This window comes from Virgibacillus halotolerans, from assembly GCF_016908515.1.
Taxonomy (GTDB): domain Bacteria; phylum Bacillota; class Bacilli; order Bacillales; family Amphibacillaceae; genus Virgibacillus_M; species Virgibacillus_M halotolerans.
The window spans coordinates 387,264-410,307 of record NZ_JAFBEA010000003.1 but is presented as its reverse complement, the minus strand read 5'-3'; the positions used below and the strand labels follow the sequence as shown (position 1 = coordinate 410,307).

Here is a 23,044-nt window from a genome sequence, read left to right as displayed (position 1 = left end):
GGGACGAGTTAGCGCAGTCCCAGCTCAAGAGCCCGCAGGAAGCGAGGTTGCTTCCGAGGAAGCATTGATGAAGGTCGACTAAAAACGCCTAGTTTAGGCAGGCAAGCTAAGTACGGCCTTTGTGGCCAACGCTTGCAGACCTCTTGTCGAGGCCACAACGTCGACATACCCCCTTGCCGGGGCAACAGCGGAAAGCGACTACCAGTAACGGAAATCAATATCCAAATTCCGGCGCGGTTTATATCAATAGCAACAGCGTATACGAAAACAGCCTTTTAAAAAAAGAGAAAAGGAAGTGATGACATGATTTGTCCTAATTGTGGACAGGAAACAGATCCGGGAAAGCTTTGCACAAGTTGCGGGGCATCATTACCGGAAGAAGAATCACGAGTAGTTGATCAGAATACTGCAGATGTACAAATGCAGGCGTCAGTTACCGCTGGAAATGCCGAAAGTGAACAACCCGTTAATGCAGCACAAAACACAGGCGAAGTGCATCGGGAAGACGTTCAGGACCATACGTCAGAACTGGCGTCAACACAGGAGAACACACAAGGTCAGTACCAGGAGCCGGCAAAACCAAATGAATTTGTCGAAACATTAAAAAGAGAATCAAGCCATTTTGGACATTTTTTCTGGGATATGCTAAAAGGGCCGGACGAAGCAAAGAAAATCAATCACAAAAGTATGACTCCAGCAATTATTACGATGGTTATTTTTTCAGTACTAATTGCCTTGGGCTCCTATCTAATCGCAAATCAGATAGCCTCTATTTGGAGCGGGGTTTCGTTTGTAGATAGTTTCCTTATACCTTTCATCCAATTTATTATTTTATTTGCTGTTGTCATTGCATTGGTTTTTGGTGGAGCGAAAATGGCCGCGCAATCCCTGTCTTTCACAGATGTAATTGCAAAAGTTGGTGCATATACTGTTCCATTTTTAGTATTAACAATCGTAGGATCTTTACTGACGCTGATTGGATTAAGTGTTGCGAGCGTCTTAGTGATTTTGGGTTTACTTGGCCCAATCATCATTGTCCCTACCTTAGTGTTACTTGAACAACCTGCAAATGGATTTGACCGCATTTATGTACTACTTGGTATATATATTGTTTCTCTTCTCATATCCGGCTTTCTTGTTCAAAGTATCTTGAGTACGTTCCTTGGTGGAATAACAGATAGCATTATGGGCGGTTTTGGCTTTTAGTATTGTAGCTTAAAACATAAATACTCCTTCTAACAAGATTCAGATTAGAAGGAGCATTTATTTTGCCCACCAAAAATAAGTCAATAATATTCACTATCATTCATATCCCAACATCCTTATGAAAGGTATACATTTTCAGGCTAAAAAGATTCGTCATCAAGTTCGTCTTCGTATTTATTATGATTAGGCGTGACTCCATTGTATTTCCCATCGATATCCGCGGATAAAAAACCTTCTAAGTCCTCTACTTCGCCAATATTTTCATCACTGTTCGGATACATTTCATCGTAATTGTCCCGATCACCATAGAAATCTGAAGGCGTTTCAGATGTACCATATCTGCTTACTGCCTGCCAGGTATCTTCTGCATCGTAACCTACCTGTTCCTCACCTATTTCTTTATTTGGATTTATATTTGGACTAATCACCTCTTCTTCGACAGGCCGATTTCGTACAAAGATATTATCTTTAGCGTGATTAATACATCGATCAGTAGTCGGTACAGCTTCCAAACGTTCATATGGTATATCCATTCCACACTTACTGCAAATTCCGTATGTGCCTTCATTGATCGCATGGAGCGCTTCATTAATTTCTTCTAATTCATTTTCCGCATGCCCATCCAAAGCGAAATCCTTTTCTTTTTCATATAATTCAGTTCCCATGTCTCCCGGATGATTATCGTAATTGGATAACTCACCAACTGTATTATTTAAAGATATATTTGTCCCCATATTATCCTGAACCAAATGAATTAATTTAGATTGTCTTTCCAATAAAGCGGCTTTACACGCAGAAACTTGCTCGCTTGTAATCATGCTGATCTGCCTCCATAATGAATGATTAGTTATACTATGTGTAAAACTGCGCTGATGATTCTTTATTTCCACTCCCAAAATCATGTCAATTTGGAAAAAATATCTTGCTTGATGAAGACCCTGCCATTAACTTTCCGGGACGGCGCTCAACCTGGGAAGTGGCGCCTGCCCGCTCGCTCTAGCGCTTTGCAATTTAGTTAAATTCCGATTATAAAAAAGGATTTAAAGGTAACGCTGTCGAAGTTTAGTATATAAGGTAAAAGGAGATTTGATAAAATGACAACAACAAACAAAACAATTGGATTTATCGGAACTGGTGTCATGGGGAAAAGTATAGCAAGAAACTTACAAAACGCTGGTTATCAAGTAAATGTCTATACGCGAACAAAAGCAAAGGCACAGGAATTATTGGATCACGGCGCGAAATGGCTCGAGACAGTTGCCGATCTCGCTCAAAAAACAGATATCATTATTACGATGGTGGGCTATCCAACAGATGTTGAGGAAGTTTATTTTGGTAAAGATGGCATTCTGGAAAACGCTCGAGAAGGTACATATGTTATAGATATGACTACATCTAAGCCTGCCCTCGCAGTTCAAATTTATGAACAAGCTGCCCAAAAAAATATCATTGCGCTGGATGCTCCCGTTTCCGGTGGGGATGTCGGTGCGAAAAATGGTACCCTGGCGATTATGATTGGTGGAGACCAGCAAGCATTTGATGAACTTTCTCCCGTTTTTCAACATCTGGGAGAAAATATTATTTTACAAGGTCCAGCTGGCGCGGGACAGCATACGAAATTAGCGAATCAAATTACGATTGCCTCCAATATGATTGGTGTGTGTGAAGCGATCGTATATGCAAAAAAATCTGGTTTGGATCCGGTACGCGTTCTCGATAGTATTACAACCGGCGCAGCGGGAAGTTGGTCGTTATCCAACTTAGGCCCTCGTATGATTAAAGGTGACTTTGCTCCCGGTTTTTATGTAAAACACCTGATTAAAGATATGACGATCGCACTTGAATCAGCAAAGGAAATGGGAATGAAAACACCAGGACTTTCCCTCTCCCTAGAACTTTACAAAGAACTCGCTGAAAAGGGTGAAAACGATAGTGGTACACAAGCATTGATCAAATACTTTGAACAGTAACAGCTTAGAAAACTTATCACTCGCCAAGCTTGTTTCACCTATGCAGATAAAAAAACAGGAGTGCAGTTATTTGCGCTCCCGTTTTTCAATCTCTTCTTGCACAATAAATGCCAAATCATCATTGCCAAATAACTGTAAAACATTCAACACGGTTACATCCGGTATGTCCTCTGACTCTTTTTTTGAGACTGTTAACTCAAGCACATCGGTTAACGTCGTATTTTTCAGTTGATTGGGGTACGCCTTCTCATACAGTTTCTTTGGGTCCAATCCATTATTGATACACCACTGTGCATAAATTAAAATCATCATTCGCTCATCGTTCTGATAGCTTTCGATCACTTTCTCTTCCATTTCTTTATTGTTCATCTTTATCACCAACCTTTTGTAGCATAAAAACCCACATGAAGGATAATGCTTGCTTTAAATTCAATGGTAAATTTTGTTGATTTGTTTCTTTGACAGCATCTTTATATACACCAATTCCATCCACATATGCAAGCCCTTTTTCGCTTGCAAGCTGTTGCAATTCCCAGGGCATCATCGTATTACAAATTGCCTTCTCTCCATGGAGACGGGGATAGCTATTTGCACGTGGTCCGGCTGTTGGGCCTAATAAACCGATGCAAATAAGTCCATCTTTTTTAACGACACGTATTAGTTCCTCTAGCCCTTCTGCTGGGCTCTCTGTCCATTCTAATACATTTATAGCCATCATTCCATCAAAACTCTCATCTTTAAACGGCAGGTCATTCACGTCTCCCTGCAAAAAAGTGATTGGTTCTGTAGCCAAACGTTTTTCAGCCATACCGATCATCTCGCTGGATATATCCATCCCTGTTACATCGTATTCGGACTGTTGCAGCTTAAAAGAGCCATAGCCATCACCACAGCCTATATCCAGGATGTTACTTCCTTTAGCAAGATGCTTTTCAATAAATGGAACAATATCCTTTCTGCTCCCTTTATCCCACATATCTTTACTTCGTTCATTCCAAAAAGCGGCACGGTTATCCCACTGTGTTTCCGCCTCTTTTTGCCAATTGAATGTCGCCATTTTTCATCCCTCCCGAATGCAAAAAAAGGTTTACCCCAAGATGGGATAAACCTTTTCATTAATTAATTATAGACGAGTAACATTAGCTGCTTGTGGTCCACGGTTACCTTCAACGATTTCAAATTCAACGTCTTGACCTTCTTCAAGCGTTTTGAAACCTTCAGCTTCGATAGCTGAGAAGTGTACAAATACATCGTCGCCATCTTCACGTTCGATGAAACCGAAACCTTTTTCTGCGTTAAACCATTTTACTTTACCAGTCATTAAAATGACCTCCCTATACAAATATCGTGCAAAGTAATTGAATCATAAATACTTTTACACCACTTTGATAAGAGATCGTAAAGTATTATTCGAACTTCAATTCCCATTTGCTAATATTAATGTAACCTTTTATGGCCTAAAATGCAAGCGGTTAGAGTCAATTTTCTGGAAAATATTCATCAGAATGTTTTCTATCTTGTAAAATATCTATTTTTGTATATAAAAGGAGCTATCCCAATGAAGGAATAGCTCCTATTCTACTTTATGCTACAACATCGTATCCTTGATCTTCCACTGCTTGACGCATATCCGCAATTGTTACTTGTGCTTCATCATACGCCACATCAACTTTTCCGGTATCTAAGTGAACTTCCACAGCTGTTATCCCATTTAATGCTTCTAAAGCACCTTTTACTGATGATTCACAGTGTCCACAAGTCATTCCTCTTACATCTAAAGTAGTTTGCATTTTAAATTTCTCCTTTCAAAATTTTCCACGGTTAAGCATCCGTAATTTTTCGGATGATTTTTTCTGCTAAATTATACTTTTACTCGCTTCAGGCGAAGGGAGTTCGAAACAACACTTACTGAGCTAAGCGCCATTGCCGCTCCTGCGACCCATGGAGCTAACAAGCCAAGCGCCGCAATCGGAATTCCCGCACTATTATAACCAAAAGCCCAAAATAAATTTTGCCGGATATTTTTAATCGTTGCGTGACTTAATTTAATTGCTTTTGGTATCAGCAATAATTCTCCACCAAGGATCGTTACATCTGCAGCCTCAATTGCAACCTCTGTTCCTGTACCAATGGCAATTCCAATGTCTGCAATCGCAAGTGCAGGTGCATCATTTACACCGTCGCCAACCATGGCAACCTTTTTACCCTCTAGCTGAATTTCTTTTACCTTGTCCGCTTTTTCCTCCGGTAAGACCTGTGCGATAACATGATCAATACCAACTTGCTTGGCAATTGCCTCAGCGGTTCGTTCATTATCGCCTGTCAGCATTATAACTTCCAAATCTTCCTCTTTTAATTGTTTAATCGCTTCAGCAGCCGTTTCTTTCACTGTATCTGCAACTGCAACAATGCCACGGTGTTTGCCATCTACCGAAATGAGCATTGCCGTTTTTCCATTTGTTTCATAGTCCACTAACTTTCCTTCTGCGTGACTAACATCAACGTGATGATTATCCATTAGTTTTCTCGTACCGACTAGCACTTGTTTGCCGGAAATTTGTGCACTGATACCGTGACCCGGTATCGCTTTAAAATCATCCGCGTCAACTAAAGCAATATCTTTCTCTGTCGCATAGGCAACAATTGCATCGGCTAGCGGATGCTCCGAACCCTTTTCCGCACTAGCCAGTAATTGTAGTGTTTGATCATCCCCTGTAAAGTCCGTGACTTCCGGCTTTCCTTTTGTAATGGTACCGGTTTTATCCAAAATGATCGCATTGAGTTGATGTGTACGTTCTAAGTGTTCGCCACCTTTAAATAAAATACCATTTTCAGCAGCTTTACCTGTGCCCACCATGATCGAGGTTGGTGTAGCAAGTCCCAATGCACACGGACAAGCGATCACAAGTACAGCAATTGCGGCGACTAATGACGGTTCAAAGTTACCCGGTGAAACAAGCGTAATCCATACAATAAATGTCAGCATCGCAATCCCAACGACAATTGGAACAAAGTATCCCGATATTACATCTGCTAAACGTTGAATAGGTGCTTTTGATCCTTGGGCATCTTCAACTGCCTGCACAATGGAAGCAAGGGCCGTATCCTTCCCAATCTTCGTTGCTTCCATTTCAATCGTGCCGTTTTTATTCATCGTTGAACCAACAAGATTGGCCTGTAAATGCTTTTCAATTGGGATCGATTCACCGGTAATCATCGACTCGTCAACAGATGTGCTTCCTTTCACAACGATACCGTCAACTGGGATCTTTTCACCCGGTTTAACAACGAGTCTATCACCCACGATTACATCTGCAATCGGAATCATTACTTCTTCATTATCCCGAATAACTCGTGCCTGTTTTACTTGCAGGTCCAGTAACTTTGTTATGGCAAGTGTCGTTCTGCCCTTTGCACTTGTTTCTAAATACTTACCAAACAAAATTAACGTAATTAAAATGGCACTCGTTTCAAAATATAGATGTGGCATGTAGCTGGGATTGCCGATCGTTTTTAATGCCTCATATAGACTGTAAAAATAAGCAGCACTTGTACCGAGGGCAACCAATACGTCCATATTTGCGCCACCGTTTCGTAAATTCTTATAAGCACCAACATAGAATTGCCATCCAATAATAAATTGGACTGGTGTTGCCAGTGCGAATTGGAACCACGGATTCATGAATATGGATGGTAGGTTGATGCCCAACAAGTGATCAAGCATCGTGATCAATAACGGAACAGATAGGATTACAGAAATCACCAGCTTCATCTGCATTTGTTTAATCTCTTTTTCTTTATGTGTCTGTTTTTCTTCCTTATCTGTTTTTTCCTTTGCATCGTAGCCAAGCTTTTGAATTTTACCGACAAGATCCAATTCCGAAAGTAACGCCGGGTTATATTCAATAGCTGCACTCTCCGTCGCCAGATTCACGCTCGCTTCCTTCACACCTTCTTGCTTATTCAATACCTTTTCAATTCGAGTGGAGCAAGCTGCACAAGTCATACCAAATACATCAAAATTGATTTTTTCCATTTGTACGCCATATCCCAATTTCTCTATTTTGGCGTTAATCTCATTTACTGATGTTGTAGCAGGATCATAGTTTACACTAGCTTTTTCCATCGTTAAATTAACCTGTGCATCGACACCATCCATTTTATTTAAAACCTTTTCCACCCTTGTAGAGCAAGCTGCACAGGTCATGCCTGTTACACCTACAGAAATATGTTTTGCCTCTTGTATATTGCCTTGGCTCATGTTACCTCCCTCCTATTTAGAAAACTGCTTCAATATTCCCATCAGCTCATCAATTGCTGCGTCACCTTCACCAGCTTTTACTGCGTGAGCCACACAATGTTTGGTATGTCTTTCTGCTACAGTAAAACCGACCTTTTTCAAAGCTGCATTAATGGCACTGATTTGTACCAATATATCCACACAATAACGGTCTTCATCTATCATTTTTTGAATACCGCGAACCTGACCTTCAATTCGCTTCAACCGATTGACAACGGATTGTTTTTCCTCATCCGTTCTCGGTGTAATTGGGTGATCATGAAGATATTCTCCCAAATGAATCACTTCCCTTTTCTTTTATAATTATACTATACCCCCCTACTGTATATAAGTCAACCAGAAAGTCTGATTTATTTTGTGTAAGAAAAACCTTTACTTTATAAGGTTGCCAAGGGAAGTTTTAGAAACATTCTAGGTTTAACTCATCTAACGCTTTGAACGTACTTTATTGGTGCGAAAGTTGCGTATCTAAGATAACGAATAATTGTCTATTTTGTGGGTCGCTGTCATTTAATTAACAATTTAAATAACCTAGGATACTTTTTAAAAAAGTATCCTAGGTTATTCTTTCCATATTAACGCTTTAAATGCACATTTGCAGATACAATGCATTTTATACCACAGATACGGAGCTGGCGCCTTGTCCTTGTATAAGCATGATTCACTCCTAATCGTCGTGATCATGCGACAAGGTACCATGATCAATTTGACACATCAGCGAATCCTCATGGGAATGGTCTTCGTTTTCCATCTGAATGGTAACATGACCGATACCTTTATGGCCCAACTCATGTTCAACCGACTGTAGCAGTATTTGACTTTCATGGATCGTTAAATTACCATCCACAACCGCATGGCAGGAAAGCGCATTTTGTCCGCTCGTAATACTCCAGACATGCAAATCATGTATCCCTAAAACGCCTTGTACATTTTCCATTGTCTTTATAATGTCATCCAGATCAACATTTTTCGGGGTGCCTTCCATCAATACATGAATAGCGTCTTTAGTAACGCGCCAACCACTAACCAATACAAGTGCCGCCACAATCACACTTGCAAGCGGATCAGCCCATCCCCAATTGAAAAACATAATTAACAGGGCGGCACCAACTGCCCCCACAGAACCTAACAAATCGCCCAAAACATGAAGATAAGCTGCTCGTAAATTTAGATTCTCTTCTGTATCTCCACCTCGCATTAATATCCATGCCACGAGGATATTTACCAATAAACCAAACGTAGCAATAATAAGCATTCCTGTTGAAGCAACTTCCGGTGGATCACTAAACCGCTGATACGCCTCATAAAAAATATAAAGCGCAATGATTACAAGCGTTACACCATTAAATACTGCCGCCAATATTTCAAACCGCTTGTAACCGTAAGTTTTACTATAGTTTGCCACTCTTTCTCCCAGTGTAAAGGCCAAAATCCCTACGCCCAGTGAGATGGAATCGCCTAACATATGCCCTGCATCCGATAAAAGTGCAAGACTATTGGTTATAAATCCACCAAAAACTTCAATAATCATGTACACAGTAATAATGATAAAACTTATCATTAACGCTTTTTTGTTTGCACCATGTGTATGATCATGGTCATGATCATGTCCCAATTGGAAAACCTCCTATACTTTGTATGTATCTAAAAAATGCATTACTAGCTATGACAAGCATGATCTATCATTTGTTTTAACATAAGCATGACATGCTCATCGTCATGAGAATAAAATAAAGTTGTACCTGCTCTGCGATATTTCACAAGGCGCAGGTTTTTTAAAAAACGCAATTGGTGTGACACGGTTGATTGCCTAAGTTCTAGGGTCTCTGCAATTTCATTTACAGCGTACTCTCTATTAAAAAGCAAATGGAGAATGCGAATTCTTGTTGGATCGCCCAATGCTTTAAATGTTTGCGATACAACGAATAATGTTTCTTCGTCCAGATTTTTATTAGATTCGTTTTCGTTAGGTTCTTTGTCTTCCATATTTTTGCCTCCCTTATCGTTTCCTTTTTTAAGAAATTATTCCCTCGTTGATTTTATTTATTAGCGGAATATAGTTACTTAATCAATATATGCATATATTAACATATACACATATTAAAGGCAATAATCTAAGCGCCTATTTTACAAAAAGTTAACAAAAATAGGCGCTTAATTAAAACGTAACTTTATTCCGTTGATAGTTCACTTTCTGTGACCCATTTATGATTTGACACCTTTTCACCGTCAGTTGTCGAGGTATAATCAATCATATAAACAGTCGTTGACTCAGCGGATTCGATTGCAGCTGTCGCTCCTTCCATGCCTTCCATATGATCTGCCCTTATTGTAACTTCTGTCCCAGGATCCAGCGCTTTATCATCTGCGTTTTCAATTTCTTCTTGAATAACCCATTTATGATCTTCTACTTTTTCTCCACCTGTTGTTGGCGTATATGAAATAACATAAGCTGTTGTATCATAAGCACCGACAATGGTAGCTTCAGCACCTTGCATACCCTCCATATGATCTGTTTCAACGATTGCCTTACTGCCGATCTCATATGTTGGATTTTCTGCTTTCTTTAAATTATCCGGAACGTCTCCAGAACTAGAATGATCCATTCCCATGTCTTCTTCGTTTTCCTTCATATCCGTTTTATTATCGGTTCCACATGCAGCTAATATTAATGCCGATATCATCAATATCATCCCTAGCATCATTTTTTTACTTTTCATTTTTTATACTCCTTTTGCGTTCATATGTGTTGCAGTAATTTACTTTACATTAGGCTTTTAACAATTTCGCATTGATAGCAACAATAATTGTACTTAAGCTCATTAATACAGCTCCCACTGCTGGGCTTAATACGATACCTACTGGCGCTAATAGACCCGCAGCAAGTGGTATAGCTAAAATGTTATATCCTGTTGCCCACCATAAGTTCTGGATCATTTTCCGATATGTTTTTTGGGATAGATCCATCAAGGCAACCACATCTTTTGGATTGCTTTTAACGAGCACCACATCTGCAGTTTCCATCGCGACATCTGTTCCTGCACCAATCGCAATACCTAGATCTGCTGTCGCTAGCGCTGGTGCATCATTGATGCCGTCTCCAGTCATGGCGACCTTCCAACCTTTTTTCTGAATCTTTTTCACTTGATCTGCTTTATCATTTGGTAATACTTCCGCATAAACTTCATCAATATCTAATTGCTTTGCAACCCAATTAGCCACTTTTTGATTGTCCCCTGTCAGCATTATCGAATGGATGCCATTGTTTTTTAATGCTGCAATTGCTTCCTTCGCCGTTTCTCTGACCATGTCTGCAAGGGCAATCATACCAATTAATCTATCTTCAACCAGAACGAATACAACTGTTTTACCCGCTTCAGACATTGCATTAAATAACTTTTCGTCATAATCCATTTGATGATCATTGACATAGCCTGGACTCACTACATTCACTTGCTTACCGGCTACTTTCCCTTCAATACCTTTCCCTGTGATCGATTCAAAGTCCACTACCTTTTCTAATTGAATCTTCTTTTCCTTCGCCGACGTCACAATGCCGGTTGCGATTGGATGCTCAGAATGCTGCTCTAAGCTCGCTGCATAAGATAGGACTTCGTCTTCCTGATGCCCTTCCATAGGCACAAGATCTGTTACACCGAATTCCCCTTTTGTCAGTGTGCCCGTTTTATCAAAAACAACAGCATTCAGGTTACGCGCCTCTTCGAAGTTTGCACGGTTACGAATCAGTAATCCTTGTTTAGCAGAAATGGCTGTTGAAACTGCCACCACCAGTGGTGCAGCCAATCCTAAAGCGTGTGGACATGTAATCACCATCACCGTGACCATCCGCTCTAATGCGGTATCAAAGGAATAACCAAGCAATAGCCAAACAAACAAGGTAATAAAGCCAGCAGCTAACGCCAGATAAAATAACCATTTAGCAGCCCGATTTGTTAAATCCTGTGTTTTAGATTTAGAATCTTGCGCTTCCCTCACCATTGTAATCACTTGGGAAAGGTAAGAATCCTCACCAGTTTTTTCAACTTGAATCGTGAGAGATCCTTCGTTATTCACGGAACCACCGATTACTTCATCGCCCTGATACTTTTCAACGGGAACGGATTCTCCTGTCAGCATCGATTCATCTATCGCAGACTTCCCGTCCACAATGATCCCGTCAACTGGAACTTTTTCTCCAGGTTTTACAAGTACCCTGTCGTGATGCTGCAAGTTGGATAATGGTACATCTTCTACTTGATCATGTTCATCTAATCGATGTGCTTCGTTTGGCATGAGCTTCACTAACTGTTCCAACGCGTTGGAGGCCCCCATCACTGACCGCATTTCGATCCAATGCCCCAGTAACATAATGTCAACCAATGTCGCTAACTCCCAGAACAGGTCATTTCCTGTCCAGCCAAACACAACAAGTGCACTATAACCATAAGCGATGATAATTGCTAATCCAATCAAGGTCATCATGCCTGGATTTTTATCCCTTAACTCGCTTATACCGCCAGTAATAAATGGCCAGCCACCATAGAAAAATACAAACGTGGACAGCACAAATAAAATGTATTGATCATTTGCAAATCGCCAGTCCACACCCATGAATTCCTGGATCATGGGTGACAAAGCGAGAATAGGAATGGTCACGATTAAAGAAATGAAAAATCGTTTCTTAAAATCGGACACCATGTCCCCATGATCGTGATGATCATAATGGTCGTGTCCCTCATGAGCCTGACCTTCATGAGTAGCGGCTCCATTCGAATGATCATGTTGCATGTGTTCATCTTGTTTCGTCATCAATAACATCCCCTTTTCAAATGCTGTGAACTTTCAACTGTAACCATCGATTATTTGCACCGACAAATGTATACCATCAGTATAAGCACAACTGCGATTTTCTAATGTTTCTTCCTCAGGTCCAAGTTCACCATACCATACGATACCCCTGTACGGTAATTATAAACATCTTTTAAGAGTGACTCGTTTCGAAACGTAGCGATACTAATCAAACTGTATGCAGAGATGGATTTACGACTAATGCCCAGCGGTAAACCGAATAGTCTATATAATATTAAAATCGTCCCGTGCTGAGATTTTTTTTGTAATTATATTAAAACGTTGGTATAATAACCGTTATGCAAGAGTAAAAAATCAAATATCGACACCGAAATTTGTATCTTGCAAATACAATGACAGGTGGTAGTCACTAATGGAAAACAGTACAAATTATCAGGTTTTACTGTATTACAATTATGTTCACATTGAAGATCCTGAAGCCTATGCGATGGAGCATCTTCAGTTTTGTAAAGATTTGGAATTAAAGGGCAGAATTTTAGTTGCTCAAGAAGGAATCAATGGTACGGTTTCTGGAACCATTGAACAAACTGAAAAATACATGGAAGCGATGCACGATGACCCACGCTTTTCAGATATGGCATTTAAAATTGATGCACATGATGGTCATGCCTTCAAAAAGATGCATGTACGCCCGCGTAAAGAATTGGTAACACTTCGCTTAGAAGATGATATTAATCCTTTACAAACGACAGGCAAGCACTTGTCTCCTAAAGAGTTTTATGAGGCCATGCAGGATGAGGAGACCGTTGTAATTGATGCACGTAATGATTACGAATACGATCTTGGTCATTTCCGTGGGGCAATTCGTCCAGATATCGAAACATTTCGCGACCTACCGGACTGGATTCGGGAAAATAAAGATCAAATTAATGGAAAACGCGTACTAACTTATTGTACTGGCGGCATCCGTTGCGAAAAATTCTCTGGATGGTTATTAGAAGAGGGTTTTGAGGATGTGGGTCAGCTGCATGGTGGAATCGTCACTTATGGTAAAGATCCAGAAGTACAAGGGGATCTATGGGATGGCCAATGCTACGTGTTTGACGAGCGGATTTCCGTTCCAATTAACCAAAAAGAACACGTTATTGTCGGCGTGGATTATTTTGATGGAGAGCCATGTGAACGCTATGTAAACTGTGCCGATCCCGATTGTAATAAACAAATTCTCTGTTCAGAAGAAAATGAACACAAATATTTGCGCGGCTGTACACACGAATGCCGTACAAGCCCACGTAATATGTATGTAAAAGAGCATGATTTATCTGCCGAAGAAGTAGCGCACAGACTTGCATTATTAGGCGAACATAACAAGCAAGAAGCGTAGTAATAAGTATGAAAAGCCTCAGGAATTGTCTAGCAGACATCGCCTGAGGCTTTTTACTTATCTTGGTGTTCGACACATACCTGGAATCAGGAATATATCAACAATTAACCATAACCAAAGAACAGCAAGGAAAAACCAGCCAATAAAAAGCCAAACCGTTGCCCAACCGACTACACTAAGCAGAATTTGTACAATACCAGTTCCTACTCTTCCAGTATAAAAACGGTGAACACCTAAATTCCCTAAGAAAAACCATAATATGTATGCCAATAAAACATTTCTTTCCGTGACCATATATTGTTCACCTCCTTTTAAAATTCAATACATATTAAAAATTGCCTAATTTCTATATTCATTATGGGATCTTCAAGCACGATCGTCAAGATGTATACTGGATATTACCTCTATGAAACGTTATAATCTATAAACTGTAAAGCGCGCATACTCCATACGTACCCTTTGACATCATTCCCTTCGATTGCTATCCTTTGGGAAAGGAGGCTTATTCACATGAGTGTTTATGATTTTTCTGCAAAGACGATGCTCGGTAAGGAGAAGTCGCTGGCAGACTATAAAGGAAAAGTACTGTTAATTGTGAATACAGCAAGTGAATGTGGATTCACGCCACAATTCGAAGGTTTGCAAAAACTATTTGAAACGTATGAAGATCAGGGTTTTGAAATACTTGGTTTCCCGTGCAATCAATTCAACAACCAGGACCCAGGTACAGACGCGGAAATTTCTCATTTTTGCCAGCGAAACTATGGGGTTTCCTTTCAAATGTTCAGTAAAGTAGACGTAAAAGGAGAGGAAGCACACCCGCTCTTTGTTTATTTAACCCAGGAAGCAAAAGGAATGATCACGAAACAAATTAAGTGGAACTTTACGAAGTTTTTAATTGATAAAAATGGTGAAGTAATTGACAGGTTCGCTCCGCAAACAAAGCCGGAAAGCATTGAAAAAGATATAGAAAAAGCCTTGAAGGCATAAAGTGAAACTTCATTCAGTGGAGTATTATTACTCGCCAAACTGCAATAATAAGACACGCCATGCATAGACGCATGGCGTGTCTTAAATTATTACAATATCTTTGCTAAGAAGTCTTGTGCCCTTTCCGTTTGTGGTTGATTAAAAAAGGATTCAGGCTCCCCTCCCTCCACTAGCACGCCATCATCTAAGAACAGTACCCGGTCAGCTACTTCTTTAGCAAAATTCATTTCATGTGTTACAACAACCATCGTCATACCCGTATGTGCAAGATCTTTCATGACATCCAATACTTCTTTTACCATCTCCGGATCAAGCGCAGATGTTGGCTCATCGAATAACATAATCTCAGGCTCCATTGATAGCGCACGTGCAATCGCCACACGTTGTTTCTGTCCACCTGATAACCGGTTGGGATAGGCATCCAATTTATCTGTTAACCCAACCTTTGCCAATAACTGTTTCGCAAGTTTTTTTGCTTCTTCTTTCGAAAGTCCTTTCACTTTTATTGGTGCATAAGTAACATTTTCCAAAACAGTCATATGCGGAAACAAATGAAAATGCTGAAATACCATACCGATGTGTTTTCGAACTTCTAATTTATTTGTCTTTTCCTTCGTAATTTCCTGTTCATTCATGAAAATTTCACCAGTTGTAGGTTGCTCCAATAAATTTAAACAGCGAAGAAATGTCGATTTCCCAGACCCCGAAGGTCCAATCACCGCCACTACCTCACCCTGTTTCACAGAGGCAGAAATATTTTTTAATACGGTGTTTTCCCCAAATACTTTTGTAATATTAGTCGCTTTAATCACTGTGACGAAGCCTCCGTTCTACTAACTTCCCAAGCTGTGTAAGCAGGTAAACCATTATCCAATAAATGACCCCCGCAAATAATAATGGTTCAAAGTTTCGATAGATATCTGCACCAACAATTTGTGCCCGACGCATGATATCCAAATAGCCAATCACAGATACGATTGCTGATTCCTTTGTTAATGTAATAAACTCATTCATTAATGCTGGCAATATGTTTTTAAAAGCTTGTGGCAGAATAATATTTATCATCATTGGTTTGTATGGAACACCAAGTGCTTCTGCTGCTTCTGTTTGTCCTTTATCTACTGCTAAAATACCTGCTCGAATGATTTCTGAAACATAAGCGGCTGAATTAAGGCCAAAAGCTAAAATTGCTGATAAAAATGGGGATGTATCATACCCGGATAATTGTGGAACTGCAAAGTAAAAAATCATTAATTGAAGGATTAATGGTGTACCACGAAAAATCGATGTATATATATCAGCTAACCCCTTTAATATGGGAAGCTTTGTAATTTTACATAATGCTAAAATTGTTCCTAGAATAAATCCTACCAAAATAGACATACTTACAAATTTTAATGTAACCCATATTCCCTCAAGCATAAAAGGAATATAAGGCACCATTTGGCTAAAATCCAAATTCATGCCCTAACACCTCGCCTCTCTAGCTGCAATTTTATTCCATATCTGATAGCCATTTATTTTGTAATTCATCTATTTTGCCGTTCTCTTCTAATTCCTTGATTACTTTATTTACATCGTCGACTAATTCGCTTCCCTTAGGAAAAGCAATACCCATTCCCGGTGAACTTGTTGTCGGATCATCGAAGCCAATCAATCCCTGTTCCTTGATAAAGCCATCCGCAACCGTCTTATCCATATAACCAACATCAATTCGGTTGGAGTTTAACTCTTGGATGATAATACCGGCATCATCAATCTTCTTCACTTCAAATCCATATTCCTTACTTAATTTATCTGCTCCCTCTTCTTGAATCGTTCCCAGCTGCACGCCCACTGTTTTTCCTTTTAAGCTTTCTAAGTCTTTGATTTTCGTATCATCTTTCATGATGAACATTTCTCCCGAACGGTGGTATGCATCGGAAAAATCCACATTCTTTTTCCGTTTATCCGTTGCACTCATGCCAGACATGACGATATCGACCCGGTTTGCTTGCAGAGCGCCAATCAAACCATCGAATTTCATATCCTCAATTTCTAATTCATAACCTAATTCTGCTGCAACAAGTTGCCCCAGCTCAATATCAAATCCTTCAAATTCACCTTTTGTGTCCCGTGATTCAAAGGGCGGGAAATCTGCAGAAGTAGCCATTTTCAATACCTTTTTATCTTTCGCTTTAGAATCATCGGACGCTGTGTCAGCTTTACTTTCTCCACAAGCTGCAAGAACAGTTATTAATAATATAAAAACAATGACTTTGCTGAATGAAAATTTCATGATGTTATCTCCTTCATATTTTAATAAAATCACTTGGAATGATTAAATTCCGTTTGAATCTCTTTGAGTAGGTCTGAATTAGTTAATACATCATACCCTGTTTTCGCTAATGCCAATGCACCGTTGGCGAGAACCTGATGACCTTCCTCCGTAATTGTCTTATCCGCAAATTCTGTTGTATGGGCGATCAATCCTGGTTCATTTAAACCAATATACGGATGAATGGCAGGTACCACCTGACTGACATTTCCCATATCAATCGATCCATAGCTAAGCTTTTTCGGATGAACGGTATGTGCGCTCGTTGCTTTTAAGTTGGTTGTAAAGGCTTGTGATAATGCGTTATTTGTCACCATATCATCATAGCTCAATTCATAATTTGATATTTCAAGCGTTGCACCTGTCATCAGTGCTGCACCATTCGCAATGTTTTTCACCTTTTCAACGACTTCGTTTAAATAGCTGCGTTCTTTCGCTCGAACATAAAATTGGGCAACTGCTTTATCTGGAACAACATTTGCTGCCTGTCCACCTTCAGGAATGACACCATGAATTCTTACATCTGTTGGCAAATGTTCCCTTAGCGCATTGATGCCATTAAATAGTTGAATCACACTATCCAGTGCATTAATTCCTTTTTCCGGTGATGCTGCTGCATGCGATGATTTACCTGCGTAGGAAAATTGTATGGCATCCATTGCAAGTGAATCACCACTTTCATAAGACTGATCCCCGGGGTGCAGAATCATGGCAACATCCACATCGTCAAAGGTTCCAGCTTCACTCATCGGTACTTTCGCGCCGTTCGTTTCCTCTGCAGGTGTGCCTAAAACGACAACAGTCCCACCAAGTTCATTTACTAGTTTACTAAGTGCCACTCCAGCGCCAACACTCATTGTTCCAATCATATTATGTCCACATCCATGACCGACACCTGGCAGTGCATCATATTCTGCTAAATATGCAATCGTAGGTCCCGGTTTTCCGGATTTAAATTCCGCTTTAAAAGCAGTTGGCCGATTTACTATTCCTGTTTCCACATTGAAATGATGTTTTTTCAAAAAATCAACAAGTAGCTCCATTGACCTGAACTCCTGGTCACCAAGCTCTGGATTTCCATATAGATGATCACTCATATTCCATAATTGTTGTCGGATATCTTCTATTTCTTTATTTAATAAACTTTTCATAAGGTCCTCCATCAGTGATGCATATTTATAATATAATATGTATATTTATACCATAGTATCACTAGTAAAAGCAATACCTTTTTATAAAAAGATCAAAAAAGGGGACAGTCTCCCACCACGTTAGCACTTTAGCGTGGCGGGGGACTGTCCCCAAAAAATTAATATGCTTTTGCCCAATAAACCATTTCTTTTGCTTCTTTTCCACAGCATACACATGTATCTGCGACTTTTTCTTGTTCAAAAGGGATACAACGAGATGTTGCCCCGGTTTCTTCTTTAATCTTTTCTTCGCAAGCTACATCGCCACACCACATGGCTTTAATGAATCCAGTGGTTTCATCAAGCGTTTGTTTGAATTCCTCCATCGTGGTTGCAACGGAGATCTTCTCTGCACGATCGGCCACAGCTTTATCAAATAGATTTTGTTGTACTTCCTCTAGTAATGCAGTCAAACGAACCTCTAGATCTGCAAATGCTACAAATTCTTTTTCTCCCGTATCGCGACGGACAAGAACTACTTGATCCTTTTCAATATCCTTAGGGCCTAGCTCAATTCTAACAGGTATACCTTTCATCTCTGCCTCATTAAACTTCCAGCCCGGTGTTTTATCGCTTGCGTCAATATCTACACGCACAATTTCTTTTAACTGGTCACGCAGTTCATATGCCTTGTCTAGCACGCCTTCTTTATGCTGCGCAATTGGCAGGATCAACGCTTGTGTTGGCGCAATTTTAGGTGGCAATACTAAACCACGGTCATCGCCATGAACCATAATTAACGCTCCAAGAATCCGTGTTGAAAGCCCCCAGGAGGTTTGATGTACAAATTGGCTTCTACCGTTTTTATCCAAATACGTAATATCAAATGCTTCCGCAAATCCAGTACCAAAGTGATGGGATGTACCAGATTGCAATGCTTTACCATCATGCATCAATGCTTCAATCGTTAACGTATATTTTGCACCAGCAAACTTCTCTTTGTTTGTCTTTTTACCACGTAGCACCGGGATAGCTAAATACTTTTCCACGACATCAGCGTAAATTCCTAACATGCGCTCCGTTTCTTCTGCCGCATCTTGATCTGTCGCATGCGCTGTATGTCCTTCCTGCCAATGGAATTCTGACGAACGCAAGAATGGACGCGTTGTTTTCTCCCAGCGCACAACGTTTCCCCATTGGTTGTACAGCATTGGCAGATCACGGTAAGAGTGAATATTTTTTGAATAATAATCACAGAATAGCACTTCTGAGGTCGGACGGACCGCAATACGTTCCTCCAACTTTTCCTCACCGCCATGTGTTACCCAAGCTACTTCCGGCGCAAATCCTTCCACATGGTCCTTTTCTTTTTGCAACAGGCTTTCCGGTATAAATAATGGGAAAGCAACATTAGAATGCCCTGTTTCCTTAAACTTTTTGTCCAACTCATCGCGGACATTTTCCCAAATGGCATAACCGTATGGCTTGATAATCATCGTTCCGCGCACTTGTCCATAATCCACAAGCCCCGCCTGTTTGACAACATCTGTGTACCATTGTCCGAAGTCATCCTCCATGGCTGTTACTTTCTCAACAAACTGCTTATTCTTCTTAGCCAAGCTCAAACACCTCTTTATATAAATTATGCCCTACACCAAGTAGGGTCGTTCGACATTGTCATAGGACTGGCAATCTTAATCGAACTTCTTTTTGAACGCAAAAAATCCTCCATCCTAAAAAGGGACCGAGGTCTGGTGGTACCACCCTTGTTTGCAAGGATATATATCCTCACACACTTAGCTTGATAACGGTTATGAACCGCGCACATCTTACAGCAATAAATGCTTATCCGACGGCGAACTCAGAAGGCAGGTTCTAATTTGCGTCCTTGGAAACTCGCACCACACATTTCCTCTCTTTAAAAGACAAATCAAATTATACTAATCCTCATCATTGTTTCCTATATCATGTTAAATATATATGGATATACACGTAAAGTCAAGGTTTTAAATGGGGACAGTCCCCATTCCCCACAATCTATTTCATTGACTATAATGGAAGAATTGTTCTATTCTATATAGGTATTAATCTTATAACATTAAGTTAAATAAAGCTGTTTTATATAAAAGTGAGGTAATTATAAATGTCGGTAAATGAGAGTACATTAATTTCTCAACAGTTCCGGAGCCTATTCGGAGAAAATGCAACGGATATAGATAAGAAGATAGATCAATCACAGCATGTGATGGGTGCGCTTAGAGATTTGATTGAGCTATGCGGGGATGATCCTGACAGAGAAGGGCTGGAAGAAACACCAGCCCGTGTATTGAAGGCGTTTCTCGAATATACAGAAGGATATAAGGAAGACCCTAAAGTCCACTTGGAAAAAGTTTTTGATGTAAAACATAACGACTTAGTGCTTGTACAGGATATTGAGTTTTACTCCATGTGTGAACATCATTTCGCCCCATTTTTTGGTGTGGCACATGTTGGTTATATCCCAGACGGGAAAGTAACTGGTCTATCCAAAATAGCCCGGGTCGTCGATGGATACGCACGGCGCTTTCAAGTACAGGAACGATTAACCAATCAAATCACGAATGCTATGGAAGAAATTCTTCATCCGCAAGGGGTCATGACCGTCATTGAAGCCAAGCACATGTGCATGTGCGGTAGAGGCGTTCGTAAGACAGATTCCTCAACCACGACACAAGCAGTTAAAGGGCTATTCGCAAATGACCCGAGTAAACGGATGGAGCTTTTATCATTGCTCCATAAGTAAATTGGAAAATGATTACCTTCACGGTGAACCGGATGACCCATTATCATGATTGGAAGGAAAAGTGATAAAGATGAGACATGCAGTAATCACCGCCGGACATAAAGGACTTGGTAAAAAGGTGACAGAGGAGTTTCTGCAAAACGGCTGCACTGTCACCGTTAATTATCGAAGTGATTCTGAAAGAGTGGAGCAATTAAAGGAAGAATGGAAACAATACAAGGAACGTCTGCACTTTGTACAAGGAGACATTACCAAAAAGGAAGATATCTTACAGGTTGTTGATCAGGCAATGGAACACTTCGGCCGGATTGATTACCTTATTAATAACGCTGGACCTTACATAGCGGCCCGCAAAAAACTAGCAGATTATGAGGAAAGCGAATGGGATAAGATGATCAGCGGTAATTTAAATGCTGTATTCCGCTTCGCCAAATTAGTCCTTCCCATCATGCGGAATCAACAATTTGGCAGGATTATTACCTATGGTTTTCAAGACGCAGAACAGGCACCTGGTTGGATGTATCGTTCCGCGTTCAGTGCCGCAAAGGTTGGGTTGGTTTCTTTAACAAAAACAATCGCCATTGAAGAAGCGGAACATGGTATTACCGCTAATATGGTTTCCCCGGGAGATATCATCGGAGAAATGAAGGAAAAGGAAATTCAACTAGTAAGAGACATACACGATGGAAAGACACCAATCGGACGCCCTGGAACAGGGGAAGATATTGCACGGATTATCAGCTTTCTGTGTCAGGAGGATTCGGATTTGATTACCGGTAGTGTTATTTCTGCTTCTGGCGGAGTCCATGTTGTAAACAAATATAGAGATTGATCTTTGCTAGCGTTCTTGCACCGCACGTTCGGATTTCATACTCCGGCGTGCGGTCTTTTTTTGTCTTCCTTTCAGATCCCGCCCCCTAAACCCCCAACGTCCACACCCCATCGTAAAAAGTTACCAATTCGTTCGCTATCTCCCCCCACCTTTTGCTACGTTTTAATAATAACGTATTACCATTTCAATACAATAAATATAGACCTAAAGAATGATTGACTATGTAGATGCATAATGTTAAATTAGTTATATTATTTTCACAATACATTTAATGATGAACACTCGCATATTTTCGTGTTACTTTTATTAACTTTCGTAGCAATTAATTATCACCAAGAGAACCTGAACCAAGTCTTCTTTATCTTAAATGTGCAGGAGTGGAACCTTTTGACAAAAAAGCGCTTTATTATTAATCGTATATTACAAGTAATCCCGATGCTGTTTATCATATCCATTATCGCTTTCACCCTAAGTCATTTCTCAACAGGGGATGTCGCAGAGATCACCCTCCGGAACGAAGGCGGGCAAGTCACACCAGAAGCTGTTGACGCGGTAAGAGCAGAACTTGGGCTTGATAAACCACTCGTAACACAATATTTTAATTGGTTAGGCAATGTTATCAAACTCGACTTTGGTACATCTTTTCGTAGCAACCAGCCTGTCTGGGATGAAATTGTATACCGCTTCCCAGCAACGTTTATGCTAGCGCTTTGCGCTGCTGTATTGTCCATTTTTTTAGCGATACCCATGGCCATGATTTCGGCGAAATATAAAAACACATGGATAGATCATAGCTTCCGGGTCATTTCCACTGGTGGTGCCACGATGCCTGACTTTTTCCTAGGGTTGCTTTTACTCTATTTATTTGCCATCCACCTTGATATATTTCCCGTGGTGGCAGGAAATCAACTGCAACATATATTTTTACCAGCCTTTACATTAAGTTTGGGGTATGCAGCTATTTACACACGGCTTCTTCGAACAAATATCATCGAAGTAATGGATGCAACATACATGAAAGCAGCAAAAATAAAAGGATTAAGTAACAATGCTGTACTCATCAAACATGGCTTAAAAAATGCAATCATCCCTTGTATCACCTTGATGGGCAGTAATTTCGGCACATTAGTTACCGGAAGCTTCGCTGTTGAGATGATCTTTTCCTGGAACGGCATTGGAAAGTTCGCACTCGAAAGCATCAAGGCGAAAGACTTACCTGTTATTCAAGGATATATATTATTTGTTGCCATCTCATTTGTGTTAATTAACTTAATTATTGATATTTGTTACACGTATATTGATCCTAAAATTAAACTTAAGTGAA

The 23,044-nt window shown here is 40.2% G+C and carries 24 protein-coding genes and 1 other annotated feature; of the genes, 7 read left to right on the top strand and 17 right to left on the bottom strand.

The window, feature by feature from the left end:
* The first annotated feature begins 303 nt into the window (after nt 1-303).
* On the top strand, nt 304-1,206 hold the full coding sequence (locus JOC34_RS10800) for a zinc ribbon domain-containing protein (RefSeq protein WP_205136756.1): 903 nt from the start codon (nt 304-306) through the stop codon (nt 1,204-1,206).
* A 140-nt stretch (nt 1,207-1,346) separates the two neighbouring features.
* Here JOC34_RS10800 and JOC34_RS10795 read toward each other — a convergent pair whose 3' ends face one another.
* Nucleotides 1,347-2,024: a TraR/DksA C4-type zinc finger protein gene (locus JOC34_RS10795; protein WP_205136755.1), complete on the bottom strand. Its 678-nt coding sequence runs from the start codon at nt 2,022-2,024 to the stop codon at nt 1,347-1,349.
* Nucleotides 2,025-2,300: 276 nt separating this feature from the next.
* On the opposite strand from JOC34_RS10795, the gene JOC34_RS10790 reads away from it, so the two are divergent.
* The gene (locus JOC34_RS10790) at nt 2,301-3,176 is read left to right on the top strand and encodes an NAD(P)-dependent oxidoreductase (protein WP_205136754.1); all 876 of its coding nucleotides are present in this window, start codon (nt 2,301-2,303) and stop codon (nt 3,174-3,176) included.
* Nucleotides 3,177-3,242: 66 nt separating this feature from the next.
* Here JOC34_RS10790 and JOC34_RS10785 read toward each other — a convergent pair whose 3' ends face one another.
* The 10 genes from JOC34_RS10785 to JOC34_RS10740 form a co-directional block, all read right to left on the bottom strand.
* Complete coding sequence (locus JOC34_RS10785; protein ID WP_205136753.1) at nt 3,243-3,545, bottom strand: hypothetical protein; 303 nt, start codon at nt 3,543-3,545, stop codon at nt 3,243-3,245.
* The gene (locus JOC34_RS10780; RefSeq protein WP_205136752.1) at nt 3,535-4,233 is read right to left on the bottom strand and encodes a class I SAM-dependent methyltransferase; all 699 of its coding nucleotides are present in this window, start codon (nt 4,231-4,233) and stop codon (nt 3,535-3,537) included. The genes JOC34_RS10785 and JOC34_RS10780 overlap by 11 nt, the downstream gene beginning before the upstream one ends.
* Before the next feature lie 66 nt (nt 4,234-4,299).
* Nucleotides 4,300-4,497, bottom strand: a complete 198-nt coding sequence (locus tag JOC34_RS10775) for a cold shock domain-containing protein (RefSeq protein ID WP_205136751.1) — start codon at nt 4,495-4,497, stop codon at nt 4,300-4,302.
* 262 nt (nt 4,498-4,759) lie between these two features.
* The gene (gene copZ, locus JOC34_RS10770; protein WP_205136750.1) at nt 4,760-4,966 is read right to left on the bottom strand and encodes a copper chaperone CopZ; all 207 of its coding nucleotides are present in this window, start codon (nt 4,964-4,966) and stop codon (nt 4,760-4,762) included.
* Between the two features lie 71 nt (nt 4,967-5,037).
* Nucleotides 5,038-7,437 (bottom strand): heavy metal translocating P-type ATPase, encoded by a 2,400-nt coding sequence (locus JOC34_RS10765; protein WP_205136749.1) that lies wholly within the window; start codon nt 7,435-7,437, stop codon nt 5,038-5,040.
* A gap of 12 nt (nt 7,438-7,449) precedes the next feature.
* A complete protein-coding gene (locus JOC34_RS10760; protein WP_205136748.1) occupies nt 7,450-7,752 on the bottom strand; it encodes a metal-sensing transcriptional repressor in 303 nt (100 codons plus the stop codon).
* Between the two features lie 391 nt (nt 7,753-8,143).
* Nucleotides 8,144-9,091 (bottom strand): cation diffusion facilitator family transporter, encoded by a 948-nt coding sequence (locus tag JOC34_RS10755; protein ID WP_275577692.1) that lies wholly within the window; start codon nt 9,089-9,091, stop codon nt 8,144-8,146.
* A gap of 44 nt (nt 9,092-9,135) precedes the next feature.
* Nucleotides 9,136-9,462 (bottom strand): ArsR/SmtB family transcription factor, encoded by a 327-nt coding sequence (locus tag JOC34_RS10750; RefSeq protein ID WP_205136747.1) that lies wholly within the window; start codon nt 9,460-9,462, stop codon nt 9,136-9,138.
* Nucleotides 9,463-9,647: 185 nt separating this feature from the next.
* Complete coding sequence (locus JOC34_RS10745; RefSeq protein ID WP_205136746.1) at nt 9,648-10,196, bottom strand: YdhK family protein; 549 nt, start codon at nt 10,194-10,196, stop codon at nt 9,648-9,650.
* Between the two features lie 49 nt (nt 10,197-10,245).
* Nucleotides 10,246-12,285 (bottom strand): heavy metal translocating P-type ATPase, encoded by a 2,040-nt coding sequence (locus JOC34_RS10740; protein WP_420856126.1) that lies wholly within the window; start codon nt 12,283-12,285, stop codon nt 10,246-10,248.
* Nucleotides 12,286-12,697: 412 nt separating this feature from the next.
* Between JOC34_RS10740 and trhO the strand changes: the two genes are divergently transcribed.
* Complete coding sequence (trhO, locus tag JOC34_RS10735; protein ID WP_205136745.1) at nt 12,698-13,669, top strand: oxygen-dependent tRNA uridine(34) hydroxylase TrhO; 972 nt, start codon at nt 12,698-12,700, stop codon at nt 13,667-13,669.
* Nucleotides 13,670-13,726: 57 nt separating this feature from the next.
* Here trhO and JOC34_RS10730 read toward each other — a convergent pair whose 3' ends face one another.
* Nucleotides 13,727-13,963, bottom strand: coding sequence for a TM2 domain-containing protein (locus tag JOC34_RS10730; protein ID WP_205136744.1), 237 nt, complete (start codon nt 13,961-13,963; stop codon nt 13,727-13,729).
* A 216-nt stretch (nt 13,964-14,179) separates the two neighbouring features.
* On the opposite strand from JOC34_RS10730, the gene JOC34_RS10725 reads away from it, so the two are divergent.
* Entirely contained in the window at nt 14,180-14,659 is a 480-nt protein-coding gene (locus tag JOC34_RS10725; RefSeq protein ID WP_205136743.1) for a glutathione peroxidase, read from the top strand.
* A gap of 89 nt (nt 14,660-14,748) precedes the next feature.
* Here JOC34_RS10725 and JOC34_RS10720 read toward each other — a convergent pair whose 3' ends face one another.
* The 5 genes from JOC34_RS10720 to proS form a co-directional block, all read right to left on the bottom strand.
* Entirely contained in the window at nt 14,749-15,471 is a 723-nt protein-coding gene (locus tag JOC34_RS10720) for an ATP-binding cassette domain-containing protein (protein WP_205136742.1), read from the bottom strand.
* Complete coding sequence (locus JOC34_RS10715) at nt 15,464-16,123, bottom strand: amino acid ABC transporter permease (protein WP_205136741.1); 660 nt, start codon at nt 16,121-16,123, stop codon at nt 15,464-15,466. The genes JOC34_RS10720 and JOC34_RS10715 overlap by 8 nt, the downstream gene beginning before the upstream one ends.
* 31 nt (nt 16,124-16,154) lie before the next feature.
* Nucleotides 16,155-16,937: a transporter substrate-binding domain-containing protein gene (locus tag JOC34_RS10710; protein ID WP_205136740.1), complete on the bottom strand. Its 783-nt coding sequence runs from the start codon at nt 16,935-16,937 to the stop codon at nt 16,155-16,157.
* Nucleotides 16,938-16,966: 29 nt separating this feature from the next.
* The gene (locus tag JOC34_RS10705; protein WP_205136739.1) at nt 16,967-18,127 is read right to left on the bottom strand and encodes a M20 family metallopeptidase; all 1,161 of its coding nucleotides are present in this window, start codon (nt 18,125-18,127) and stop codon (nt 16,967-16,969) included.
* A gap of 158 nt (nt 18,128-18,285) precedes the next feature.
* Nucleotides 18,286-19,725, bottom strand: coding sequence for a proline--tRNA ligase (gene proS, locus JOC34_RS10700; protein ID WP_205136738.1), 1,440 nt, complete (start codon nt 19,723-19,725; stop codon nt 18,286-18,288).
* 117 nt (nt 19,726-19,842) lie between these two features.
* Nucleotides 19,843-20,069 (bottom strand) — a binding site (T-box leader).
* Nucleotides 20,070-20,249: 180 nt separating this feature from the next.
* On the opposite strand from proS, the gene folE reads away from it, so the two are divergent.
* The 3 genes from folE to nikB all read left to right on the top strand — a co-directional run bounded on the left by folE (nt 20,250) and on the right by nikB (nt 23,043).
* The gene (gene folE, locus JOC34_RS10695) at nt 20,250-20,888 is read left to right on the top strand and encodes a GTP cyclohydrolase I FolE (RefSeq protein WP_205136737.1); all 639 of its coding nucleotides are present in this window, start codon (nt 20,250-20,252) and stop codon (nt 20,886-20,888) included.
* 70 nt (nt 20,889-20,958) lie between these two features.
* Complete coding sequence (locus JOC34_RS10690; RefSeq protein ID WP_205136736.1) at nt 20,959-21,720, top strand: SDR family oxidoreductase; 762 nt, start codon at nt 20,959-20,961, stop codon at nt 21,718-21,720.
* Nucleotides 21,721-22,107: 387 nt separating this feature from the next.
* Nucleotides 22,108-23,043 carry a nickel ABC transporter permease gene (gene nikB, locus JOC34_RS10685; protein ID WP_205136735.1) on the top strand — a complete coding sequence of 312 codons (936 nt, stop codon included), beginning with the start codon at nt 22,108-22,110 and terminating at the stop codon, nt 23,041-23,043.
* The last annotated feature ends 1 nt before the right edge of the window (nt 23,044 follow it).